The 17,649-nt window shown below is 41.8% G+C and carries 19 protein-coding genes; 9 read left to right on the top strand and 10 right to left on the bottom strand.

Going from position 1 to position 17,649, the window contains the following annotated elements; all coding sequences use genetic code 11:
* Positions 1 to 222: 222 nt before the first annotated feature.
* Positions 223 to 1,110, bottom strand: a complete 888-nt coding sequence (locus A0256_22470; GenBank protein AMR34015.1) for a hypothetical protein — start codon at positions 1,108 to 1,110, stop codon at positions 223 to 225.
* A gap of 58 nt (positions 1,111 to 1,168) precedes the next feature.
* Between A0256_22470 and A0256_22465 the strand changes: the two genes are divergently transcribed.
* From A0256_22465 to A0256_22450, 4 genes are all read left to right on the top strand, one after another.
* Complete coding sequence (locus A0256_22465) at positions 1,169 to 2,482, top strand: hypothetical protein (GenBank protein AMR34014.1); 1,314 nt, start codon at positions 1,169 to 1,171, stop codon at positions 2,480 to 2,482.
* Between the two features lies 1 nt (position 2,483).
* The gene (locus A0256_22460) at positions 2,484 to 3,485 is read left to right on the top strand and encodes a hypothetical protein (GenBank protein AMR34013.1); all 1,002 of its coding nucleotides are present in this window, start codon (positions 2,484 to 2,486) and stop codon (positions 3,483 to 3,485) included.
* A gap of 10 nt (positions 3,486 to 3,495) precedes the next feature.
* Positions 3,496 to 3,735: a hypothetical protein gene (locus A0256_22455; protein AMR34012.1), complete on the top strand. Its 240-nt coding sequence runs from the start codon at positions 3,496 to 3,498 to the stop codon at positions 3,733 to 3,735.
* A 158-nt stretch (positions 3,736 to 3,893) separates the two neighbouring features.
* On the top strand, positions 3,894 to 4,097 hold the full coding sequence (locus A0256_22450; protein ID AMR34011.1) for a hypothetical protein: 204 nt from the start codon (positions 3,894 to 3,896) through the stop codon (positions 4,095 to 4,097).
* Positions 4,098 to 4,215: 118 nt separating this feature from the next.
* Here A0256_22450 and A0256_22445 read toward each other — a convergent pair whose 3' ends face one another.
* The 6 genes from A0256_22445 to A0256_22420 form a co-directional block, all read right to left on the bottom strand.
* Positions 4,216 to 5,193 (bottom strand): hypothetical protein, encoded by a 978-nt coding sequence (locus A0256_22445; protein AMR34010.1) that lies wholly within the window; start codon positions 5,191 to 5,193, stop codon positions 4,216 to 4,218.
* A 17-nt stretch (positions 5,194 to 5,210) separates the two neighbouring features.
* A complete protein-coding gene (locus A0256_22440; GenBank protein ID AMR34009.1) occupies positions 5,211 to 6,650 on the bottom strand; it encodes a hypothetical protein in 1,440 nt (479 codons plus the stop codon).
* Positions 6,647 to 7,138 (bottom strand): hypothetical protein, encoded by a 492-nt coding sequence (locus A0256_22435; GenBank protein AMR34008.1) that lies wholly within the window; start codon positions 7,136 to 7,138, stop codon positions 6,647 to 6,649. The genes A0256_22440 and A0256_22435 overlap by 4 nt, the downstream gene beginning before the upstream one ends.
* Before the next feature lie 27 nt (positions 7,139 to 7,165).
* The gene (locus A0256_22430) at positions 7,166 to 7,465 is read right to left on the bottom strand and encodes a hypothetical protein (GenBank protein AMR34007.1); all 300 of its coding nucleotides are present in this window, start codon (positions 7,463 to 7,465) and stop codon (positions 7,166 to 7,168) included.
* A gap of 78 nt (positions 7,466 to 7,543) precedes the next feature.
* Positions 7,544 to 7,933, bottom strand: coding sequence for a hypothetical protein (locus A0256_22425; GenBank protein ID AMR34006.1), 390 nt, complete (start codon positions 7,931 to 7,933; stop codon positions 7,544 to 7,546).
* Between the two features lie 117 nt (positions 7,934 to 8,050).
* A complete protein-coding gene (locus tag A0256_22420; protein ID AMR34005.1) occupies positions 8,051 to 9,046 on the bottom strand; it encodes a hypothetical protein in 996 nt (331 codons plus the stop codon).
* 131 nt (positions 9,047 to 9,177) lie between these two features.
* On the opposite strand from A0256_22420, the gene A0256_22415 reads away from it, so the two are divergent.
* From A0256_22415 to A0256_22400, 4 genes are read left to right on the top strand one after another with little or no spacing between them, the layout of a single operon-like run.
* Positions 9,178 to 9,771, top strand: a complete 594-nt coding sequence (locus A0256_22415; GenBank protein AMR34004.1) for a hypothetical protein — start codon at positions 9,178 to 9,180, stop codon at positions 9,769 to 9,771.
* An 11-nt stretch (positions 9,772 to 9,782) separates the two neighbouring features.
* Positions 9,783 to 10,583: a hypothetical protein gene (locus tag A0256_22410; GenBank protein AMR34003.1), complete on the top strand. Its 801-nt coding sequence runs from the start codon at positions 9,783 to 9,785 to the stop codon at positions 10,581 to 10,583.
* A 48-nt stretch (positions 10,584 to 10,631) separates the two neighbouring features.
* The gene (locus tag A0256_22405; protein AMR34002.1) at positions 10,632 to 11,111 is read left to right on the top strand and encodes a hypothetical protein; all 480 of its coding nucleotides are present in this window, start codon (positions 10,632 to 10,634) and stop codon (positions 11,109 to 11,111) included.
* A 35-nt stretch (positions 11,112 to 11,146) separates the two neighbouring features.
* Entirely contained in the window at positions 11,147 to 11,764 is a 618-nt protein-coding gene (locus A0256_22400) for a hypothetical protein (GenBank protein ID AMR34001.1), read from the top strand.
* Between the two features lie 5 nt (positions 11,765 to 11,769).
* Here the strand turns inward: A0256_22400 and A0256_22395 are convergent, their stop codons facing one another.
* Complete coding sequence (locus tag A0256_22395) at positions 11,770 to 12,888, bottom strand: hypothetical protein (protein AMR34000.1); 1,119 nt, start codon at positions 12,886 to 12,888, stop codon at positions 11,770 to 11,772.
* Positions 12,889 to 12,942: 54 nt separating this feature from the next.
* On the opposite strand from A0256_22395, the gene A0256_22390 reads away from it, so the two are divergent.
* Positions 12,943 to 14,160, top strand: a complete 1,218-nt coding sequence (locus A0256_22390; GenBank protein AMR33999.1) for a hypothetical protein — start codon at positions 12,943 to 12,945, stop codon at positions 14,158 to 14,160.
* Between the two features lie 209 nt (positions 14,161 to 14,369).
* Here A0256_22390 and A0256_22385 read toward each other — a convergent pair whose 3' ends face one another.
* On the bottom strand, positions 14,370 to 14,996 hold the full coding sequence (locus A0256_22385; GenBank protein ID AMR33998.1) for a hypothetical protein: 627 nt from the start codon (positions 14,994 to 14,996) through the stop codon (positions 14,370 to 14,372).
* A gap of 32 nt (positions 14,997 to 15,028) precedes the next feature.
* Entirely contained in the window at positions 15,029 to 17,638 is a 2,610-nt protein-coding gene (locus A0256_22380) for a hypothetical protein (GenBank protein AMR33997.1), read from the bottom strand.
* Positions 17,639 to 17,649: the final 11 nt, after the last annotated feature.

Here is a 17,649-nt window from a genome sequence, read left to right as displayed (position 1 = left end):
GGATAATTAAGCATAGATTTTAGCAAGTCTGAACAGGAAAAAAGTAGTATCTCTAACGCCTCTTGAAGTAGCTCTGAAAGCTTTTACCTTGGCATTAAAGGATTCAGCAGACGCATTTGTACTTCTGTTGTCAAAAAAGTTCAGGATAGATTCATAGTGTTGCTGAACAGACCTTGCCACGGTTCTAAAAGCATCGATTCCGGCAGCTTCTACATCATTATATCAGATCGCCAGCCGTTTAAAGGCCACTTGTTTGCTTTTGCAGATCGTGAATAGATTGCCCATCCGGATAGCCAGGTTATATGCTTTAAACAATTCAGGATACCGGGGGAAAAGAAGCTCGGCTCTTTCTTTTTGTGAGGCGGTCCACTTACACTCAAGCTTAAAGAGCAGATACCGACTTCTGGCCAGTAATTGCTTTAACGTATCTCCGTTGCTAAATACTTCAGGCTTAAAGACTTGTTTGTTCTTCCTGGCCTCTTCAATCAAACTGCTTTCTGCATCGAGTGCTTCCCGCCTGTATTTTATTCTTGCTTCCTGTACAGCATCATAGGCCAGTATTTGTACATGGAACCGATCAATCACCCGGATGGTGTTAGTGAAACATCTCCGAATCGCTTTGATCATGTTTGCAGCCATATCCATCGTCACCTCTTTTACCTTATTCCTTTTGCGGACAGGTATACGTTCCAGCACAGTTATAATTTGTTTGGCCTGTGTACCCTTCAGCATTGCTACGATCACTTTTTTGCCACCAGGGTGGTTGATGGATACCGGATTTTTATCTACGGTTTTGAACCATACGACTCCGGAAGTTATGCGAAGTCTGTTATTTATTCTAAAGCCAATTCCTGTGAGCAGGTTGCTGCTTCCGAAAAGGTTGTTTCGTTTATTCGGTATGGCATGGGAGGTCAATGTCAGTCCCGTAGAGAATGATAAGTTATGTGTCCAGTGTTTATAGAGGACAGAGCTCATGGGTATGCTTATGTATATGGAGCGGAAATTAACGTTAAAGCCTAGGTAGGCTACCAGGTCAGATGAAATCATGTTAGTATTAAGCAGGTAATAGGGGTCAAAAACTACTAACTGGGTCGTAGTTAATAATAGCATCAAAATCAAACTTTTAGCAGCCGGATGCTGTTATGTTCACAAACCTGAGCAACATTTCATGCCAAGAGAAATTAATGCGATACAATGTCCTAAATGCGGGTCTACTAAAAAAATAGAGATCAGGCCGGAATACTTTAAATGTCAGAACTGCGACACCGAGTACTACCTTGATAATGATGATATCACCATCAATCATAATATCAATTACAACCATAGTGCGCCGCCTGCACCTGCTGCTACCCGTAGGTCGATTGTTATTATCGTTGCAGTAGTGTTGTTCTTCATCCTGGTTGGAATCATTTTGCCAATTATTTTTACTGCCAATCGTTCTAAATCGACGGTAACTAATATTCCGATAAATATACCTACCGACACTTATCGTTGGAGTGACCGGGAAGCGATTGCATTTGAGAATCAATCCGGCAAATTAGTCATCGCAATAATGGGATATCGCGAATATGAGGACGATGAAAAGAAGCAAGAAACAGGTAATTATATTATATTTTACGATGCTTTGAACGGAAAGGAGTTAAACAAGCAGAGACTGACTGAACTTCCTCAGGAGCGTTTAAACAATGCTGCTTTCAGCAAATTCCACAACGAAGAAATTTACGCCATTGGCAATAAAAATATTCTTTACAAGATAGACAAGCTTAACACCCGCTTGGTTAAAGTGCCAGCAGACTTTTTTGCCCATCACGAAGAACTAGCGGCCGGCATCGCCCAATTAGAATTTATTGGAAGCGAATGGGGGGACGGGTTTAAACTAGTTACGAATGATGGAAAAAGCCGGAAATTCTTCCCCATCGCTGACAAGGTTTACACGGAAAAAAGTACATATACAGCGGAAAAGGAACTGACTATCAAAACTCCCAATGCGAAAACCCGGACTTATTTTCTGTTCAGCGAGAAAAGTGATGATTTCCCGGATGAACCAATTAAACTGATGATGTATACTCAGAAAGACAACAAGGGAGGACCTAACACCCGGCCGTTCTTTCAGAAAAAAGACTTTACTTTTTTCTATGGCAAAAAAGTGATTTCAGATTTCCGCCAAGGCGGTGATTATGTGATTAACTATAAAGACCTCACTCCGGGCAGGTCCTATTTTTCTCCTGAGATATTATATTTTGATAACCATCACGTCCTGGTTATGTTCAAGGCCACCGCGGCAGGAAACTCAAATGTCAGTGTCCAGTGTTTGTCAGTACCCGACGGGCGAATCGTTTTTACTATGCCTGTTGCCAAAGGAAAATCGATAGACCACGTAGCTTATCGGTATAAAAATGGCTTTGTATTGGAAACATATGAGTCCATGTTTATCATTGACATGAACGGAAAAATAATCAAGGAATTTAAAATCATTAATTAATATGGGTATCGGAAGCTTTATTAAAAATCAACTTTCACAGGTAATTGAATGGAAGGATCAACAAACTGAAGTACTTGTGTGGAAATTCCCCTCTCAAAAGAATGAGATAAAGAATGCCAGTAAGCTTATCATTTCGCCGGGTCAGGGCGCGATATTAGTGTATGAGGGGAAGGTGACCGACCATTTGAGAGAAGAGGGCATATTTGATCTGCAGACTGACAATCACCCATTTTTAACCACCTTATTGAAGCTGCGAACCAATTTCGAAAGCGAGCATAAATTAAAGATCTGGTTTTACCGGACAGCAGAAACGCTGAATCAGGGCTGGGGTACATCTCAAATGATCAAATACATGGACCCGGTATACAAAATTCCGGTCGAGCTAGGTGCTAATGGCACTTTTTCATTTCGCATAGCCGATCCGCTTTATTTGTTCTCAAATGTTGTTGGGGCAAAAGACATTTATACCGTAGCAGAGGGCCGTCAGTTGCTTCAAAACCGGTTTCCCGAAAGTCTGTCATCCGTACTGGCGCAAAGCGGAGTGTCTTATCAGCAAATCGATGCACAATTACTTACATTATCCGTGAGCATTAAGACCCAACTTAATGCTGAGCTCAAAAAACTTGGTTTTGAACTAACTGACTTTAAATTAAACGGAACCATTTTTGACCAATCTACTAAAGCGCGAATAGGCAAAGTTGCCGATATAACTTCGGAAGTTATGGCAGCGGGCGAGGGGGGACTGACCTATGTGGAAATGGAGAAATTAAGGGCACTACGTGATGCTACACGAAACGAGGGTGGCCTGGCGGGTGCGGGATTGCAGCTTGGCGTTGGTATGGATCTGGGTAAAACCTTCAACGCTGCAAAAGATGAACAACTTAATGCAGGCGCTACCGACCCGGTTGCAAAATTAAAGCAGCTAAAATTATTGCTCGACGAAGAGATTATCACACAAGAAGAGTTTGCTGCAAAAAAGAAGGAATGGCTTGATAAACTTTAAATAATTATATATGAAAACTTTGATCGGAACATTGGCTGCGCTAATTACAGTTGTCTTCATCAGCTTAATAGTCTTAAGAATTTGGAACATAGAGCTCCTTAGCCCTCAGAATATTTTAAGAAGCAGCAAAACGTTGATTGTGTTAGGTGTTACCGCTTTATTGCTTATCATCATTTATGGCGGTTTTTTTAAGAACAACCGAAAGGCTTATGATGAAAGCGCCGGCAACCGCGCGCACCCCAAATTATAATGAGCATATAATAGCCCCTCAGTACCAAGTGATCATGAAGGCAATTGCTCATTGGTCGGTAGCAACTTTGTTGAATAACCCAATATACGGCATTTGTGCTTACCCCTGCACAAACAAGTTAACACTGATATTACTTCTGCAGCTATAAGTTTTGATTTATGAAAGCGCAAAAAGTAAACGGTACACTTACGGCCTTCCTAATAATAACGGCAATAATTTTTATAGGAAAGGACATGGGCCGGGCTCATATGGAAAATGCCGCTGCCAGCCAGCAGGCCTATATGAAGTCGCATATTAACCGGCTTACTCTCAAAAACGTATTAAAAGGAAACAGCAGTAAAGGGGAGAGCAACTTAGCTTAAAACCCATCTACTAAGATCCGTGATCTGGTGATTGAAAGAATGGCCGCAAGTATGAAGCTTAGCCAGGCAAATGTAAATTATACGATATTGACAGCGAATAGATCTAAGAGCAACTCCATTACTTGCCGTCAGCACCGGCTGTTAAGAGTTGTTCCAATATCTCGGTATAACCACGCTCGCTTGCAAAATCCAAAGGGCTGCGGCTTTCGTTGTCAACAGCATTTACGTCTGCCTCTTTTTCTATCAACAGAGCCGTAAAGTCGTTAAAACCGCACTGTGCAGCCACAAGCAGCGGGGTTTCGCTGAAACTGTTGCGCGAGTTGATTTCGGCACCGGCACCAAGCAGTATTTTCCCTATATGGTGGTTGCCTATACCAGCCGCGTAATGCAGGGCTGAGTTCCCGTTCAAAAGATGCAGATTTACATCGGCACCACTTTTCAACAATAACTCTGCAAGGTGAATATTTGAATTGTTTACGGCCAGGACCAAAGCGGTGACACCGTCGTTGTTCAACTCATTTACATTTGAGGCATCAGTTTTAAGCAGCGCCTGCACTGTTTCGCTCCGGTTATTGTGCACAGCCTGGTGCAACGGAGTATTGCCATGATCATCTTTTTGTGCTACAGTTCTGTTTGATATAGCCGTAACAAGGTCGCGCAAACCGTTGGCGGTAGCATGGTCCAGCACGTTATAACCGGCATTGTCTTTAACGGTAAAATCGGCCTTCAGGCTAATCAAGTACAGGGCAGTTTCGGATTTGCTATCCAAAACAGCATAAAACAGGGGCGTTTGCCCGCTGTTGTTGGCAGCATTTACATCAGCACCTGCATCGGTAAGCAGTTTGATAAGTTCTTTGCTGCCCCTGCGCGCGGCTATATGCATTGGTGTCTCGCTGATATTGTTTGCCAGGTTAACATCGGCGCCGGCATCGATGATCAGCTTGGCGATATCTTTAGCTCCTTTGTTGCAAACATAATACAACGGTGTATTGCCTAAGCTATCGCGCTTATCTACGTTAATGCCACCCTTTTTTAAAAAAGCCTGTACAATTCCTTTTTGTGCATTTTTACACGCATTTAAAAACATGTTATCCATTTGCCGTATTTATCAATTTAACTCATTAGTTGTTTAACCACAGCCTCATTGTTTTGCTGAATGGCTATATCCATGGCGGTTTGCCCGGCGTTGTTTACACGTTCTACAATTGATTTATCTTTCTCCAAGATCAAAGAGACTATCCTTTTACCCGACATATGGTCAGAATTTCCCGCGGCATAGATCAAAGATGTATTACCAGCTTGATCTACATAAGTAACGTCGGCATCATGGTCCAGCAACAATTCTGCAATACCGTATTTCATTTCGTTGCCCCGCCCGGCAAATGACATTAAAGGTGTTTTACCTGATTGATTAGGCTGATTAACATCGGCTCCGGCATCAATCAACTCTTCGCCCAGGCTGGTATTCAAATCAGCCAGGTAGTGATTAGCCTGGCACAGCAGGTTGAGGGCGGTATTGCCTTCATTATCAACAGCGGTATCTAAATCAAGTCCGTTAGCTATCAAAAGCTGTAACATCTTAACAACATCTTTATTGTTTTGGCTCATGCCACGGCCCAAATTACTCATCGCTTTGGTAAGCAGATAATACACCGCTGTTTCGCCATTGCCAGCCTTAAAATTCACGTCAGCACCACCCTCGGCCAATAGTTTCACCAAAGGCTCAGAAGCGTACTCACAAACAAGCATCAGCGGCGTTCGTCGGTACTGGTCGGATATCTCGTTCAGATCAACTCCGGCTTTGACCAAGGCTTCAACTGCAGCAGGATCGCGGTTTAATACAGCCTCGTGGATGGTCATTCCGCCCGTGGCCACATCACTTTCATCGCCAGAAATTAAAGCTGCTACTTCTTTTACACCAGTGCGCTGCGCATAAGTAAGTGGGGTAGTGCCAAAAACATCTTTGTCTTCAATATCGATACCACCTTTTTCCAGCAATACCCGCACGGTTTTCATAACCGCAGGTATTGCACCTTTTATATCTTTCCGGTTACCTAATTTATCACAAATAACATGAAGCAAGTTCATCCCTCCAGATTCGGCAACATCCATCCTGACTCCGGCTTCGCCCATAGCCTCTAGGAATGGATACATATAAAGCAATCCAGCTTCAAAATAAGCCAGCTTACCCGAATCGTTTTTCTTTTTGGGGTTTACTCCGGCATCAAGCAGCGCCTGAGCAGTATCGTAAATTTTTGCAGCTTTGTCATCCAGGTTCGCATCGTCGAAATTAAACCGGGTGTTGGTAAGCGCGTGAAGCGCAGTATTGCCATATTTATCTGCACCAGGTTTGAGCCCGGCCTCTTTCAAAAACCTAATAGCATCTGCATCGGTAAAGCGAGCGGCAAGATGGTAGAGGTTCTCCTCATAATCACTGGTAAGGTTAAGGTCGGGCAACTGCTTATACAAGCTTAACATATCAACACGATCCGCTTCTGGTGCAAACATGTTGCGTTGGTAAGCATCCCTTATTTCATCAAAATCTTTGGTCATTTGCTTGTTTCGGCTAATTTTAGTGCTTCGGTAATATTCTTGTACCCTTTATGAGCAATAGGCGTAGCTACAGCAATTACTTTGGCGTAATTACCAAGCTGCAACCAACAGTCTGTTTTAAGGCGGAGGATGGCATCACTAACTAAAACAGGAAAGCTTTGGATGTAGGCTTCGCTCATGCCATGCAAATAGTCATCGGTTTGATTTTGCCTATTCCTAATTTCCTGATAATCACTATTAGTATTTAATTGGCTTATACCATTTACTTGCTGAGCGAGCCGGATATTTTCCAACCGATTTAGAGCCCCCTGGTAATTACCGCTCCAGTGCAGGCAAAGTGCCATGTTGTAGAGCGTAGAGGCTTGCGGTGATTGTTGCTTATTGAGCAATTGATATACTTCTGCGTAGCGCTGTTGCAAGATCAATTGAAGAACCAGCAACTCTGTACCCGGAGATGTGTCATTATTACTTGTTGATCCTAAGAGCATGTTAATCCATTATAGTAAAACCTCTATTTATTTCGCGGCTTTCACTTCTGCTAGTTTAGCAAGAAGCGGGCCTTTGTGTTGCAGCGTAAAGGCTACAAATTTGTCTTCTTTGATAGCTAAACGCACCATCATGGGAAGCCATGGATATACTTTACGGGCGAGGGTTTCAAAAGTATCGTCATCCTGAGCAGCGGCTAACGCCTTATCAGCATAGGGCTCTATTTTAGGCCAATGTTCGGCCATTACCGGCCCTATGGCATTCATGATTTTGTTATTCTGGTCGCTGTTTTCAGCGCCATTGTCTTTACCTAAAAAAGATGACAGCATATCTTTAATTGTTTATTTATCTTTCAACAGCATGTTACTACTTTAGTTTCGACAATTAGCTTGTGAGGTTAAATTACTTTAACTAATGCGCAAAAAATCATTGTCACTTTGCCGGATTATTTGGATCAAAGAATCTATAATGGAATTGAACTCATTGATATCCGATTCGAGATTGTTTGACTTATATTGGTCAGTGTTTCTGTTGATGAGCAGCATGGTTAGCTTACATCCATCTTCCTGACCCTCCACCTTTGCTTTAAAAACACAAAATCCAGTCCAGCTGCGGTGTAAGTAAACCCAATCGGCTTCTCTATACATAAACCACCGCTCCTCCATTTCTCGCGGTTTAAAGCCCTGGCTTAAAAAAAAGCACTCCCGTGCAGATAATTTCCTATCAATTACCGTTTCTGCAATAGTCTCCGGCATAGGGGTAATAGGCCAGTCGTGCGGTTTTACAATCTGTTGCATTCTGTGAGTTATGGTATTGTTACTTGCTTATCCTTTTAAGCCGCGGGCGTAAATAAGAAGTATTCTTGAGGAAATATTGCGTAGCAATCATATGCGGTAAATACCTTTTATCAGGCATTATTCGTTTGCTATAACTTGATTCAATTCCTGTATAAATCGCTCAATATCGGCACTCTTTTTAATAGAGATGATCGTAAGAAATTCTTGTTTCCCGATTTTGTCGGGCACATCAAAATACATATTGACATCGGTTCCTAAATATACAAAATTGAGGGATCTGCGGAGAGTTTGAATACCTGCAAAAGCTCCGAAATTGTACTTGCGATTTAGAAATTTGGCCACTCCCGTCCGTTCAACAGTTTGAGCAACTTTATCGAAAGTTATGGTTGTATAGGCTGCATTAAAGAAAATGAGCGCCAGAAATAAAGTGGCTGCAACAATTACGATTTTAGATAAGACGCCATTAGTTTCTATCCTCATTAAAAAGAAGCCGATCACTAACAAGAGCAGGCCAAAAAAAAGCGCCCCCATTTTTTTGTTTTTAATGGTATACAAGTGCCCTTCCTGGTTAAAGAAACGGTACGAAGTGATTGGTTCTGATATGGAATCAGCCTCGGAATCATGTAAGTCAAGAAAGCCGTGGATTACATATACTGCTTCATCTACAAACGCAACAGCATTTTGATCGTCATTTTTTGTGTAACCGGCGGATACAACAATACCGTTTCCGTACCTGGCATCTTTCTTAAACAGGCGGTAATTGTAACTTCCCGCCATGTTGCTTACTGCATTAATGCCCTGGAGCTTGCTAAATGGCAAGGTAGTAACAGGAATAAAGCCCATCAACAATTTGCGCATGCGCCCTTTACTATTATCAAATTCGATTTGAGTAGCAGCAAAACCCCAAAACAGCGCTATAATTAGCAACAATAAAAGCACGAACGGGAGCGACTCGCTGATAGTTGTGTTTTGATATTTGATATAAACTAATAGTAACCCGGTGAATAGAATTGCGATGACGATCGTAAAAATATAAAATACGCCATAAGGATATATCGAAACGCTGTTTGGTTCAATCAGCCAGCGGGTTTTTGAAAGGCTCTTTAACGACATTGTATATAAAGTTTATTTGCAGTTATCAACAGCAAAGCTTTAATGTGGTTTGGCTTATTTGCAGTTTACAGCGAAAACTATTTAAGAAATAATTGTTTTAATAGTGCCACAACTGCGTCAACCAATGTGTTTTGAAAAGTATTAAACATCTTTTTTCACTTCTGCTTATAGTTTGGAGTTTGCCAAGTGCAGCCCAAACACCAAAGTTAGCCGTAGCTGTTCCGGCTAATCTTAAAGGTTTTATTCCTAAAGGCTACATAGCACTTAGCCTTACCAAAGGCAACCTGAACCGCGATACATACCCTGATGTTGCTATGGTGCTCTACAAAAAGGGCGAAGAAAAAACCTCTGATGTAATTAACCACCCCGAAAAAAGACCGCTACTATTATTTTTAGGCCGAGCCAATGAAACGTATAAGCTGGCTGCCCGGAGCGATAACGCAGTTTATTACGTAGACTGCGGCGGGCAAATGGGCGACCCTTTTACAGGAGTTACAATTAAAAACGGTTATTTTTCTGTTGAGCATTATGGCGGTGCTGCCCAACGCTGGTCGCGCATTGTAACGTTTAAGTACGCCCCAGCCGATCTTGGCTGGTTTTTACATAAAGACGGCCATGAATATTTCGATGCCACCAATCCCGATAAGGTAACATCAGATATTGAAACAGTTAAAAACTTTGGTAAGGTGCCCTTCGCAAAATTCAATATCTACAAAGAAAAATAAATAGATCACCAATGATAAAAAGATTCACGCGCTTGCTCCTAACTTTGGTTTGCGTTATAGTTGTTACGGTGATAACCAATAACACGACAAATGCACAGCCTGCCGGCACCGTTAACTTTTATGGCAGTATAAAAAGTTACAATCTGGCCCCGTTATGGCGGGCAGAACGCCTGAAATTAATTAGCCTTAAACAATCCGAGCTATTCCCCGAGCCGTACGGTACACTTGGAAAAAACAATCAGCGGTTTTATATTCATTACACCTCCGTTGTTAAAGATCCGGAAAACCCGTACCGTTACCAGGTACAAGGTAAAACACGTATTGGTAATCAGATACGGCCATTTACGGGTAGCATAATGGTATCACAAGCCGGCATATTTAAGGCGGGCGAAAACAACCCTCATGCACCTGATTCTTACAAAGGTTATAAACGTGGAAAGCTGGTATGCCGTGTGGTGCTTACCGAGGCCCCTGCCCCCGGAAGCGGAACTATTAACGGCGAGCTAACTACCGATTTCTGCATCAATACGCAAAACCAGCTTTTGTACGATACACTGGATTTTGGGATAGATGGTTACAGTAATAACTATTTTACAGGCAACATTGTCAATCACACTACCAAAGCGGCGCAAAAACTACAGTACGGCGATTACAATATTCCAGGTTCGGATCTTAGCGATGTTGACGGAATTACTGTTCCGCCTGAGTATGAAAAATACGGATGGAAAAGTTTTGTGGATGCCATACCCAACGGTTTACGCCCTGCAAATAAAGCTGCCATAGCCGAAGAAAAGCGCCAATGGTGGAAATAATCAAATATATAAATCATGACGTTTAATAAAATCACCCCGTTTTTCATAATGAGTTTCCTTATGCTAATGTGCTGCCTAACGGAAACATCTGCGCAGGAAAATTTTAACACCGAAGTGCCAAAAGACATCATTATATTAAGAAGCACCAAAGATTATAAAACTGCATTAGCTGCAGCCAAACAAGCAGCTACCCGCTTATATAAAAAACTGGATCTAAGAGGGCTTACACCTAACAAGATGATCGGCTTAACTATGAGTAAGGCCGATTGCATTGGAAGCGGTGGAGGAGATGATTTGGGTTACCCTTGCTACCAGGCACGCGGAGATGGAAGCGCCTCTAATGACAACTACATTTCTATTGAGTACAGCAATGCTTACAAAGGGTTTGCGAAAGATTTCTACGTTGTAGTTGCTGCCATAACATATGTTAAATCGGCGGATATGAAAGCCCAGTTAGCTCAGATCAATAAACTATACCCCGATGCTTATGCCAAGCGCACCTATATTTGGTTTGGTTGTATGCACTAAATGTATTATCACTATTGTAATTAATCTATCAAAACATGCGTACTCTTCTTTTTTTAACATTCCTTTTTATCAGTGCCTGCGTTAACGGCCAAATTAAAACGCAAAAGGTGGCGGGGGCAAGCTTGCCAAAAAATATACGTTTTTTGGGCAAACCGGTGCAGGCTATCAAATATCAGGATAATGCCGGCAATTACTTAGCTTTAACTACACAAACCGGGGAACAGCCGCAAAATGGTGATGATGACTTTAAACAAGCTCATCTTTATGGTTATGTGTACCAGTTAAAAGATGGAGTAGCACCTTTACTATTATGGCAGCTACATGATATGATCACCGATTGCAACTTAGATATGGTAGCAAACTTTATCCCGGGCTCTTTAACCATTACCGACCTGGATAAAGACGGAAAAGCCGAGGTATGGGTGGCCTACCGGCTAAGCTGCCGGGGCGATATAAGCCCAAGCGAAATGAAGATCATTATGCATGAAGGAATTACCAAATATGCCAAAAGAGGTATTGGCACAATTAAAGTTGGCAAAGCTATTCAGCACGATGGCGGTGTAATTACCAGCGATGATTTTAAGAAGTCACCCACCAGTTTCAAAGTATATGCAGGTAAGCTATGGGATAAGTATGTGCTGGAAACTATGTAAACAAACTACTTAAGGGATTTTAGCGACACAGCTATAATTTTGTAACCTGTAGTTGTTCTTAAAAACGAAAAGTGCTCCTGGTAATTTAGCTGACGACTAGCAGTAAAATGGTTGGTTATCACATCAAACGATGGAAATCTTGCCTCGTTAGCATCACCACAATCTGTGTAAAAAGCTTTAAAATTTTTACCTTCATAGATGTAAGGGTTAAGTGCTTCACTCACTATAAACGCTTCCACTTTTCTTTGCTTAATCGCAACCATTTTTTTGCGCAACACAGCACCATACTGCTTCGTAAAGGCTACTTTGTTGTATTGCTTTCTAACGGTTTGTTTCCATAGGCCTTCTACCACAAGTTCATCAAAGCAATACGATGCCAACGTCTCTGTTTGCGACCCGGTTAAAAATTGTTTGTAAAACCACTTTTCAAATTCTTTTTGATAACTGATAAAGGTGTAATACTTATCGTTTTTAGCCTTAAACGAGGTATGCAGGGCTGTATCGGCCGGGATGTCAGTAATCTTGCACGAATACCAGTTTAAATGATCGGTAGCCATCAGATCTATATTGTCGGCCACTATTTCACCTTTCATGTTAATAAGCGCTGTTTTGCCTTCCCAGCTCCAATGCTCGCATGTACCGGCTTTATATGGCGTACCATCGGCACAAATACGTTTACCGTCATGCACCACCAAGGCAAGCCCGTTGTAAAAAGGCCTTGCATCATTATAAACGGCCGGGAAAACGATTCTGCCATTTTTGCCAAAAAAACCTACCTTATCTGTAACCTGGTCCCTAAACCTAATGGTTTCTTCCTGCTCGCAATCGTAGGTCATATCCCATACGTACAAACTGTCCGCCCCTAATTTTCGCCCGTTTTTTAAAAGGTAATAAGACTTGTTGTTGTTATCATCCCTAACAGCGATAATGTTTCGGAAGGTGGCAGCCCGGGTAAGCCCATTAAAGCGTGCCGGAACTTTGATCGATCCTTTGGTATCCTTAAAACCGTAAAGATCTTTTTTTGCATCGTGGTAACTGTACCAATTTTCAGGTGCTTGCGCACTGGCAAAAATGCCAACACCCGGCATAATTGTAAAAAGTAAGATAATAGATATAAAACGCATCTCGATGTAGTTATCGTTCAAACAGAAAACACCTCCCAATGTTTAGCTAACTAAATGGCCAAAGACATTAAAGCGATACAATGCCCTAAATGTGGCAGTACATTCAAGCAAGAATTAAAGCCCGATTTCTACCGGTGCCAAAACTGCCAAACAGAATATTTCCTGGATAGTGATGATACGCATATTTATCACCATCACGAGCAGGTGCCCCCATTGCAAAGCTCCGCGCCTCCGGTAAGCCCCAAATTGCCGGTTTATGTACTTATTGGGGTAATCGCTTTTATAGCAATTGTTTATGTAGTGACGATGCTGTTGCAACCAAAAAGAAACGCCACCAATACCTACGCTACTTACAAAACCCCTCGGTCATACTATAGCAGCTTTGTTTACGCAAACACAGCCACCGGCGACCCTGTTTATTTGCGCATGGGCGTTGACTATATTGCTAAAGGCAACAATACGTCTGAACAAGAGCTGCATGCACAGTTCAACAATGCGATGGATGGTAAACTGATAGCCGATCGGATCATGACCGACGAAACCATGCGGAATAACCGTTGTTCGCTTACATTTAAGATCTACTCACCCGATGTGATATACGCCATTGGCTGCAATACCATATTGTTACAATTAGATACCCGGAACAATCGCCTTACTGATGTTACTAAAAGCACGTTTAAAGATTATCCTGAATTAAGTTCCGGAGTGGCTAAACTTGAATTCAACTATTATAAGCCAATGATCGACGTGATGAATAATGAGGGTGAAACCTTTTTTTATTTCCCCTCCGTTAAGAGGTTGGCAAACAATCAGGCAGAGGCTGATGCAATTTGGAAACAGATCTACAATACCAGTCGTTACTTTGAATTTGGTTATATGGGCGATTACTTCGATGACGATAAGCCTAATCAGCTATTAGAGGTAAAATACCTTAAAGAGACCGGGCAATTCGTAAAACGCAATGTTACCCCTGGCAGAAAATACTTTAGTCCTGCTATTATTTATCAGGATCAGGATAACGTTATTATTGTAGTTAACACCACGGCTGCACCGGATCCGCCCATGAGTATTCAAAAGATAGATATTAAAACAGGGAAAGTTTTGTGGGCCTTGCCACCTGATAAATTTTATTTATCTCAGGTAGCGAAATGTAAACAGGGGTACGCTATCGAATACAGGAAAGACGAGGAGGCTGACTATGTACATGGCGTTATGGTGGTAAACGATGCCGGTAAGCTGGTGCATAATTATCAGTTAGGCCGTACAGAATAGTTACTTATAAACGATATTAATTAATTATGGATCTTTTTAAGGTTGCTTACTTGTTTACGAGGGCAGAGTTACCCGTGTAATGGAGTAACAGGGTATTTACGCTTTGCAAACAGATAATGATCTCTTCATGAATACGCTATAACTACTTCCTTATCTAATAAGGTTAACCAAAAACCTTTGCCAATTACAGGCAGTTTACGATGAGGCTATTATTCCAACCTGCTAAGATTGGACATTGGCATAAATCCGGCTGTTTCCTTTCCTGCCTTATTGGTGAAATATACATATAGCCAATTTTGCTTGCTGGCACCAACTCTGTCAATATCCAGTCTTACTTTATCGCCTTTAAGTACATAGGTTTTAAGTTTGCTGATTAAATTGGGGCTTCTATAGAAGTAAGCTTTGGGCGCTGTAACTACATAATCGCCGGTCACAGCATCAGTGATCTTGTTATAAAAGCCGTTAAAGTCGTCCGTTAAATGGTCGGTACTGCAGCTATTAAATAATGCTTTAATTTTGCCTTGAACAATACTGAGTGTTACTTTGCATTCAGGATCATTTTCGTCACTATGTAACACAATCGTGTTGTTCTTCAATACACCTTTTCCATAATAGCTGCCTGTTTGGGCCGATTTTGTATTCCACCAGGTAAAAATCTCTGCTGTTACCTGGTTGCCATTTTTCTGGAAGGAAATTATTCCATATGCACCTTGGGAAGCTTTCTTTTCGTAAGTGCCGTTCTGCGCATCTGCTGTTACAGACGAACATAGAACAAGAAGCCATAATGCTATCCGCTTGTTAAGTTTAAATATTTTGTTTTTGAATAACCATTCCATATGTAGTTAATAATAAGCTGTGTTTAATTTTTTTAATTCGATCTGACAAAATCACTCAGATAACTACACTCGTTTACTGCAGTCTGATAAAATGTAGTTGTTTTATACTGTTGCATCTCTTTAAAGTAGCTGTTTTGCTTAAGCTGTTTTAGATATAATTTTTGTCGTTTCTCATAAGTATCATAGCTGTCCATAAAAGATGGCGCCACGTGCTCTTTTTGCTCACACTTGGCCGCCATAAAGGTACATCTGGCTTTAAATTCCCTATCTGTAGTTAATTGACGGGCTTTTAGGTAATACTCTTTTGCTTTTGCTGCCCTGATATAATCACCGTCAAAATAATAAAGCGGCTTGCGGCCAAAATCATAAGATGACCATGTGTATGCAATAAGGCCCCATGAGTTGCCGTAAGTAGAAGTATTATATAAACCATTAGCCATTTGATAATAGGCATCGGCATTTTTCGGCTCTTTTTTTATTTGGCTCTCCAGGTCTGCCATTCGTTGCGCAAAGGTCAGTTTTGTGTATCGCTGCCCTGCAAAATATTTAGGATAATCATTGATCTCGGCCAGAAATGGATCTCCCTGGAAGCTATCACCACTACCATAATTATCGTCTCCGTTGTAAGAAGCGTTGATGATTTTTCTGTTATTGATGCGACTAAACGCTGTTTTAGCTTCCGTGTAATTATGTTCCCGCAAGGCGATGGTGCCTAAAAGTTCATTCAGGTTATCAGTGTTTACACGGTTTAGGCCGCTGCTTAAAAATGAAAGATATTTGTCTGCTGGGGGATGTGTTTTCCAATTGATAATTTGCTTAAGCTGGGCAGAATGCAGATAGTTAAACCAAAAGTCGGGCAAGTCTCTGTCGATATACCAACTATTGCTGGCCATGTTGTTATTATTACTGTTTAACATAGTCAGGGCGGCACGGGCAGTATCGCCCTGACGCAGGTAAGCCGGAGCCAGTACATAGTTATAAAAATTGCGCTGAGTAATGGCAAATTGGTTGTTATCGTTTGGTGTAGGTGGGTACACATCAGTTTTGGGTTTACCGCCTGCTATTACCTTTTCACGAAGCCATTGTAAGGATGGCAGTAAAGACGCTTCCTCAACCGCTTTGAATTGTTTTATGCGTTGGGCGGATAACAGAAGGTTCACGATCTGCTTTTGATCGCCAAATTTTGCATTAAGATTTTGACCATCCAATTCTTTCAGTGCAGCAAGGCCATCTTTTGGTTTATTCTGCATAAAGTATAGGTAGGCGTTTGTCAGAGCCCCTATTTGTGGCTCATTGTACTTAGCATCATTCGTAAGCTTTTGGCAAAAGCTGCTAAGCTTTTTGATATGCGCTTCATATTTCGTCTTAACACTGTCGGGCATGGCAACAAAAAAGCTGCCTTGTGGTAGTTGCTGCGCTTGTGTTATGCTATTTGGTTTGTGTGTAAAAAACCATACCATGCAAACAGCACCCACCAGTGTTAGGATGCCACCTGCTATCTTAATAACTGGCTTATCAGGTTGTTTGTTAAACCCTATGACAAGCACAATTATCCCAAAGAGTAAAATAACCAGCCCGGCCCACAAAAGCCCTTTACCAACAACTGTTTTTTGCCCCAAAACCTCATTTTTCACTGGTGATTGGTTGCTGTAAAACTGATCGTTATTGTTATTAAGTGCCGGGGTAAGGTAGTATTGCTCCAGTTTATTAATTTCCCGTACCAGCAGCACGCCTATTAATGATGATGCAGGCGCGTTATTGTAAACTTGTTCAAGATCATCTGTTTCAATTTCTGGATTGGCAAAACCTTTAATAGCATATAGGTTTGCTTTTTCCTCTGGGGTTTGGGCTAAGTTTAATACGTCGTTAAATGGCGCATTGATGTAGTGATAATTGCGGTAGGCTTGCAGCCTGCGCTCGGGATACTGGGCAAAAACTTTAGAGAACAGAAAAGCCGCTTGAATGGTATCACCCAGGCGGCGCTCTTCTCCCGCTTTCAACGCCAATGCCCACCCCATTACATGGCTGGACGATGAGTTTTTAGCAATGTGCTGTTCGTAGATATTTTTCGCTTCTACATAGTTGCCTGCGTAATGGTTAAGTTTCTGTGCCTGGTAAAAGTAGCGCAACTTCAAGAAACTGTCGTTCTCTTCCACTGCAGATTGTACCGCTTTTGCCGCTTCCTCTTTTAGTCCGGCAGTGTCTAACGGCGCAGGTTCCCAGTAGTTATAGTTAGATTGCCCTAAAAGCTCTGCCTGAACGGCAAACTGGTAATACTTTCTGGCGGAAGCGTGTGCCGGATCTTTCAGGCTCCATAAAAAGTTGCTTCTGGCTAAACTATCTGCTATCGGCGGGTCTTGGTCAAAAAAATGATAAGCTCTTTCTTTGCCTGCTGTATCCAGGTGATACATGATTTTTTCTACATCATCAGCTTTAACCTGACCCCCTAAATATTGCGTCCACTCGGCAGCGTTGATGGCAGCTTCGCTTGCCGGTTCGTCATTGCCGTAGGTGAACTGGTAATCTGTAAAATAAAAAGCACCGAAATCTTTTTTACCCTGAATATCGGGATGAAAAAAAGAAGTATAGTAATCGTAAGGATCGGGCTCATCAGAGCAAGCCATTATGATAGCCACACTCATCAGGCACAAGC

This window comes from Mucilaginibacter sp. PAMC 26640 (genome assembly GCA_001596135.1).
Classification (GTDB): domain Bacteria; phylum Bacteroidota; class Bacteroidia; order Sphingobacteriales; family Sphingobacteriaceae; genus Mucilaginibacter.
Note: the sequence above shows the minus strand (reverse complement) of the source record. Positions and strands in the feature narration are given on the sequence as shown.

Bases quoted from the DNA above. Each gene is read 5' to 3' on its own strand.
- A0256_22465 (AMR34014.1), top strand. From the start codon at position 1,169: ATGCCAAGAGAAATTAATGCGATACAATGTCCTAAATGCGGGTCTACT.
- A0256_22450 (AMR34011.1), top strand. From the start codon at position 3,894: ATGAAAGCGCAAAAAGTAAACGGTACACTTACGGCCTTCCTAATAATA.
- A0256_22435 (AMR34008.1), bottom strand. From the start codon at position 7,138: ATGCTCTTAGGATCAACAAGTAATAATGACACATCTCCGGGTACAGAG.
- A0256_22405 (AMR34002.1), top strand. From the start codon at position 10,632: ATGAGTTTCCTTATGCTAATGTGCTGCCTAACGGAAACATCTGCGCAG.
- A0256_22440 (AMR34009.1), bottom strand. From the start codon at position 6,650: ATGACCAAAGATTTTGATGAAATAAGGGATGCTTACCAACGCAACATG.
- A0256_22470 (AMR34015.1), bottom strand. From the start codon at position 1,110: ATGCTATTATTAACTACGACCCAGTTAGTAGTTTTTGACCCCTATTAC.
- A0256_22460 (AMR34013.1), top strand. From the start codon at position 2,484: ATGGGTATCGGAAGCTTTATTAAAAATCAACTTTCACAGGTAATTGAA.
- A0256_22390 (AMR33999.1), top strand. From the start codon at position 12,943: ATGGCCAAAGACATTAAAGCGATACAATGCCCTAAATGTGGCAGTACA.
- A0256_22430 (AMR34007.1), bottom strand. From the start codon at position 7,465: ATGCTGTCATCTTTTTTAGGTAAAGACAATGGCGCTGAAAACAGCGAC.
- A0256_22455 (AMR34012.1), top strand. From the start codon at position 3,496: ATGAAAACTTTGATCGGAACATTGGCTGCGCTAATTACAGTTGTCTTC.
- A0256_22425 (AMR34006.1), bottom strand. From the start codon at position 7,933: ATGCAACAGATTGTAAAACCGCACGACTGGCCTATTACCCCTATGCCG.
- A0256_22380 (AMR33997.1), bottom strand. From the start codon at position 17,638: ATGAGTGTGGCTATCATAATGGCTTGCTCTGATGAGCCCGATCCTTAC.
- A0256_22385 (AMR33998.1), bottom strand. From the start codon at position 14,996: ATGGAATGGTTATTCAAAAACAAAATATTTAAACTTAACAAGCGGATA.
- A0256_22445 (AMR34010.1), bottom strand. From the start codon at position 5,193: ATGGATAACATGTTTTTAAATGCGTGTAAAAATGCACAAAAAGGAATT.
- A0256_22400 (AMR34001.1), top strand. From the start codon at position 11,147: ATGCGTACTCTTCTTTTTTTAACATTCCTTTTTATCAGTGCCTGCGTT.
- A0256_22420 (AMR34005.1), bottom strand. From the start codon at position 9,046: ATGTCGTTAAAGAGCCTTTCAAAAACCCGCTGGCTGATTGAACCAAAC.
- A0256_22410 (AMR34003.1), top strand. From the start codon at position 9,783: ATGATAAAAAGATTCACGCGCTTGCTCCTAACTTTGGTTTGCGTTATA.
- A0256_22395 (AMR34000.1), bottom strand. From the start codon at position 12,888: ATGCGTTTTATATCTATTATCTTACTTTTTACAATTATGCCGGGTGTT.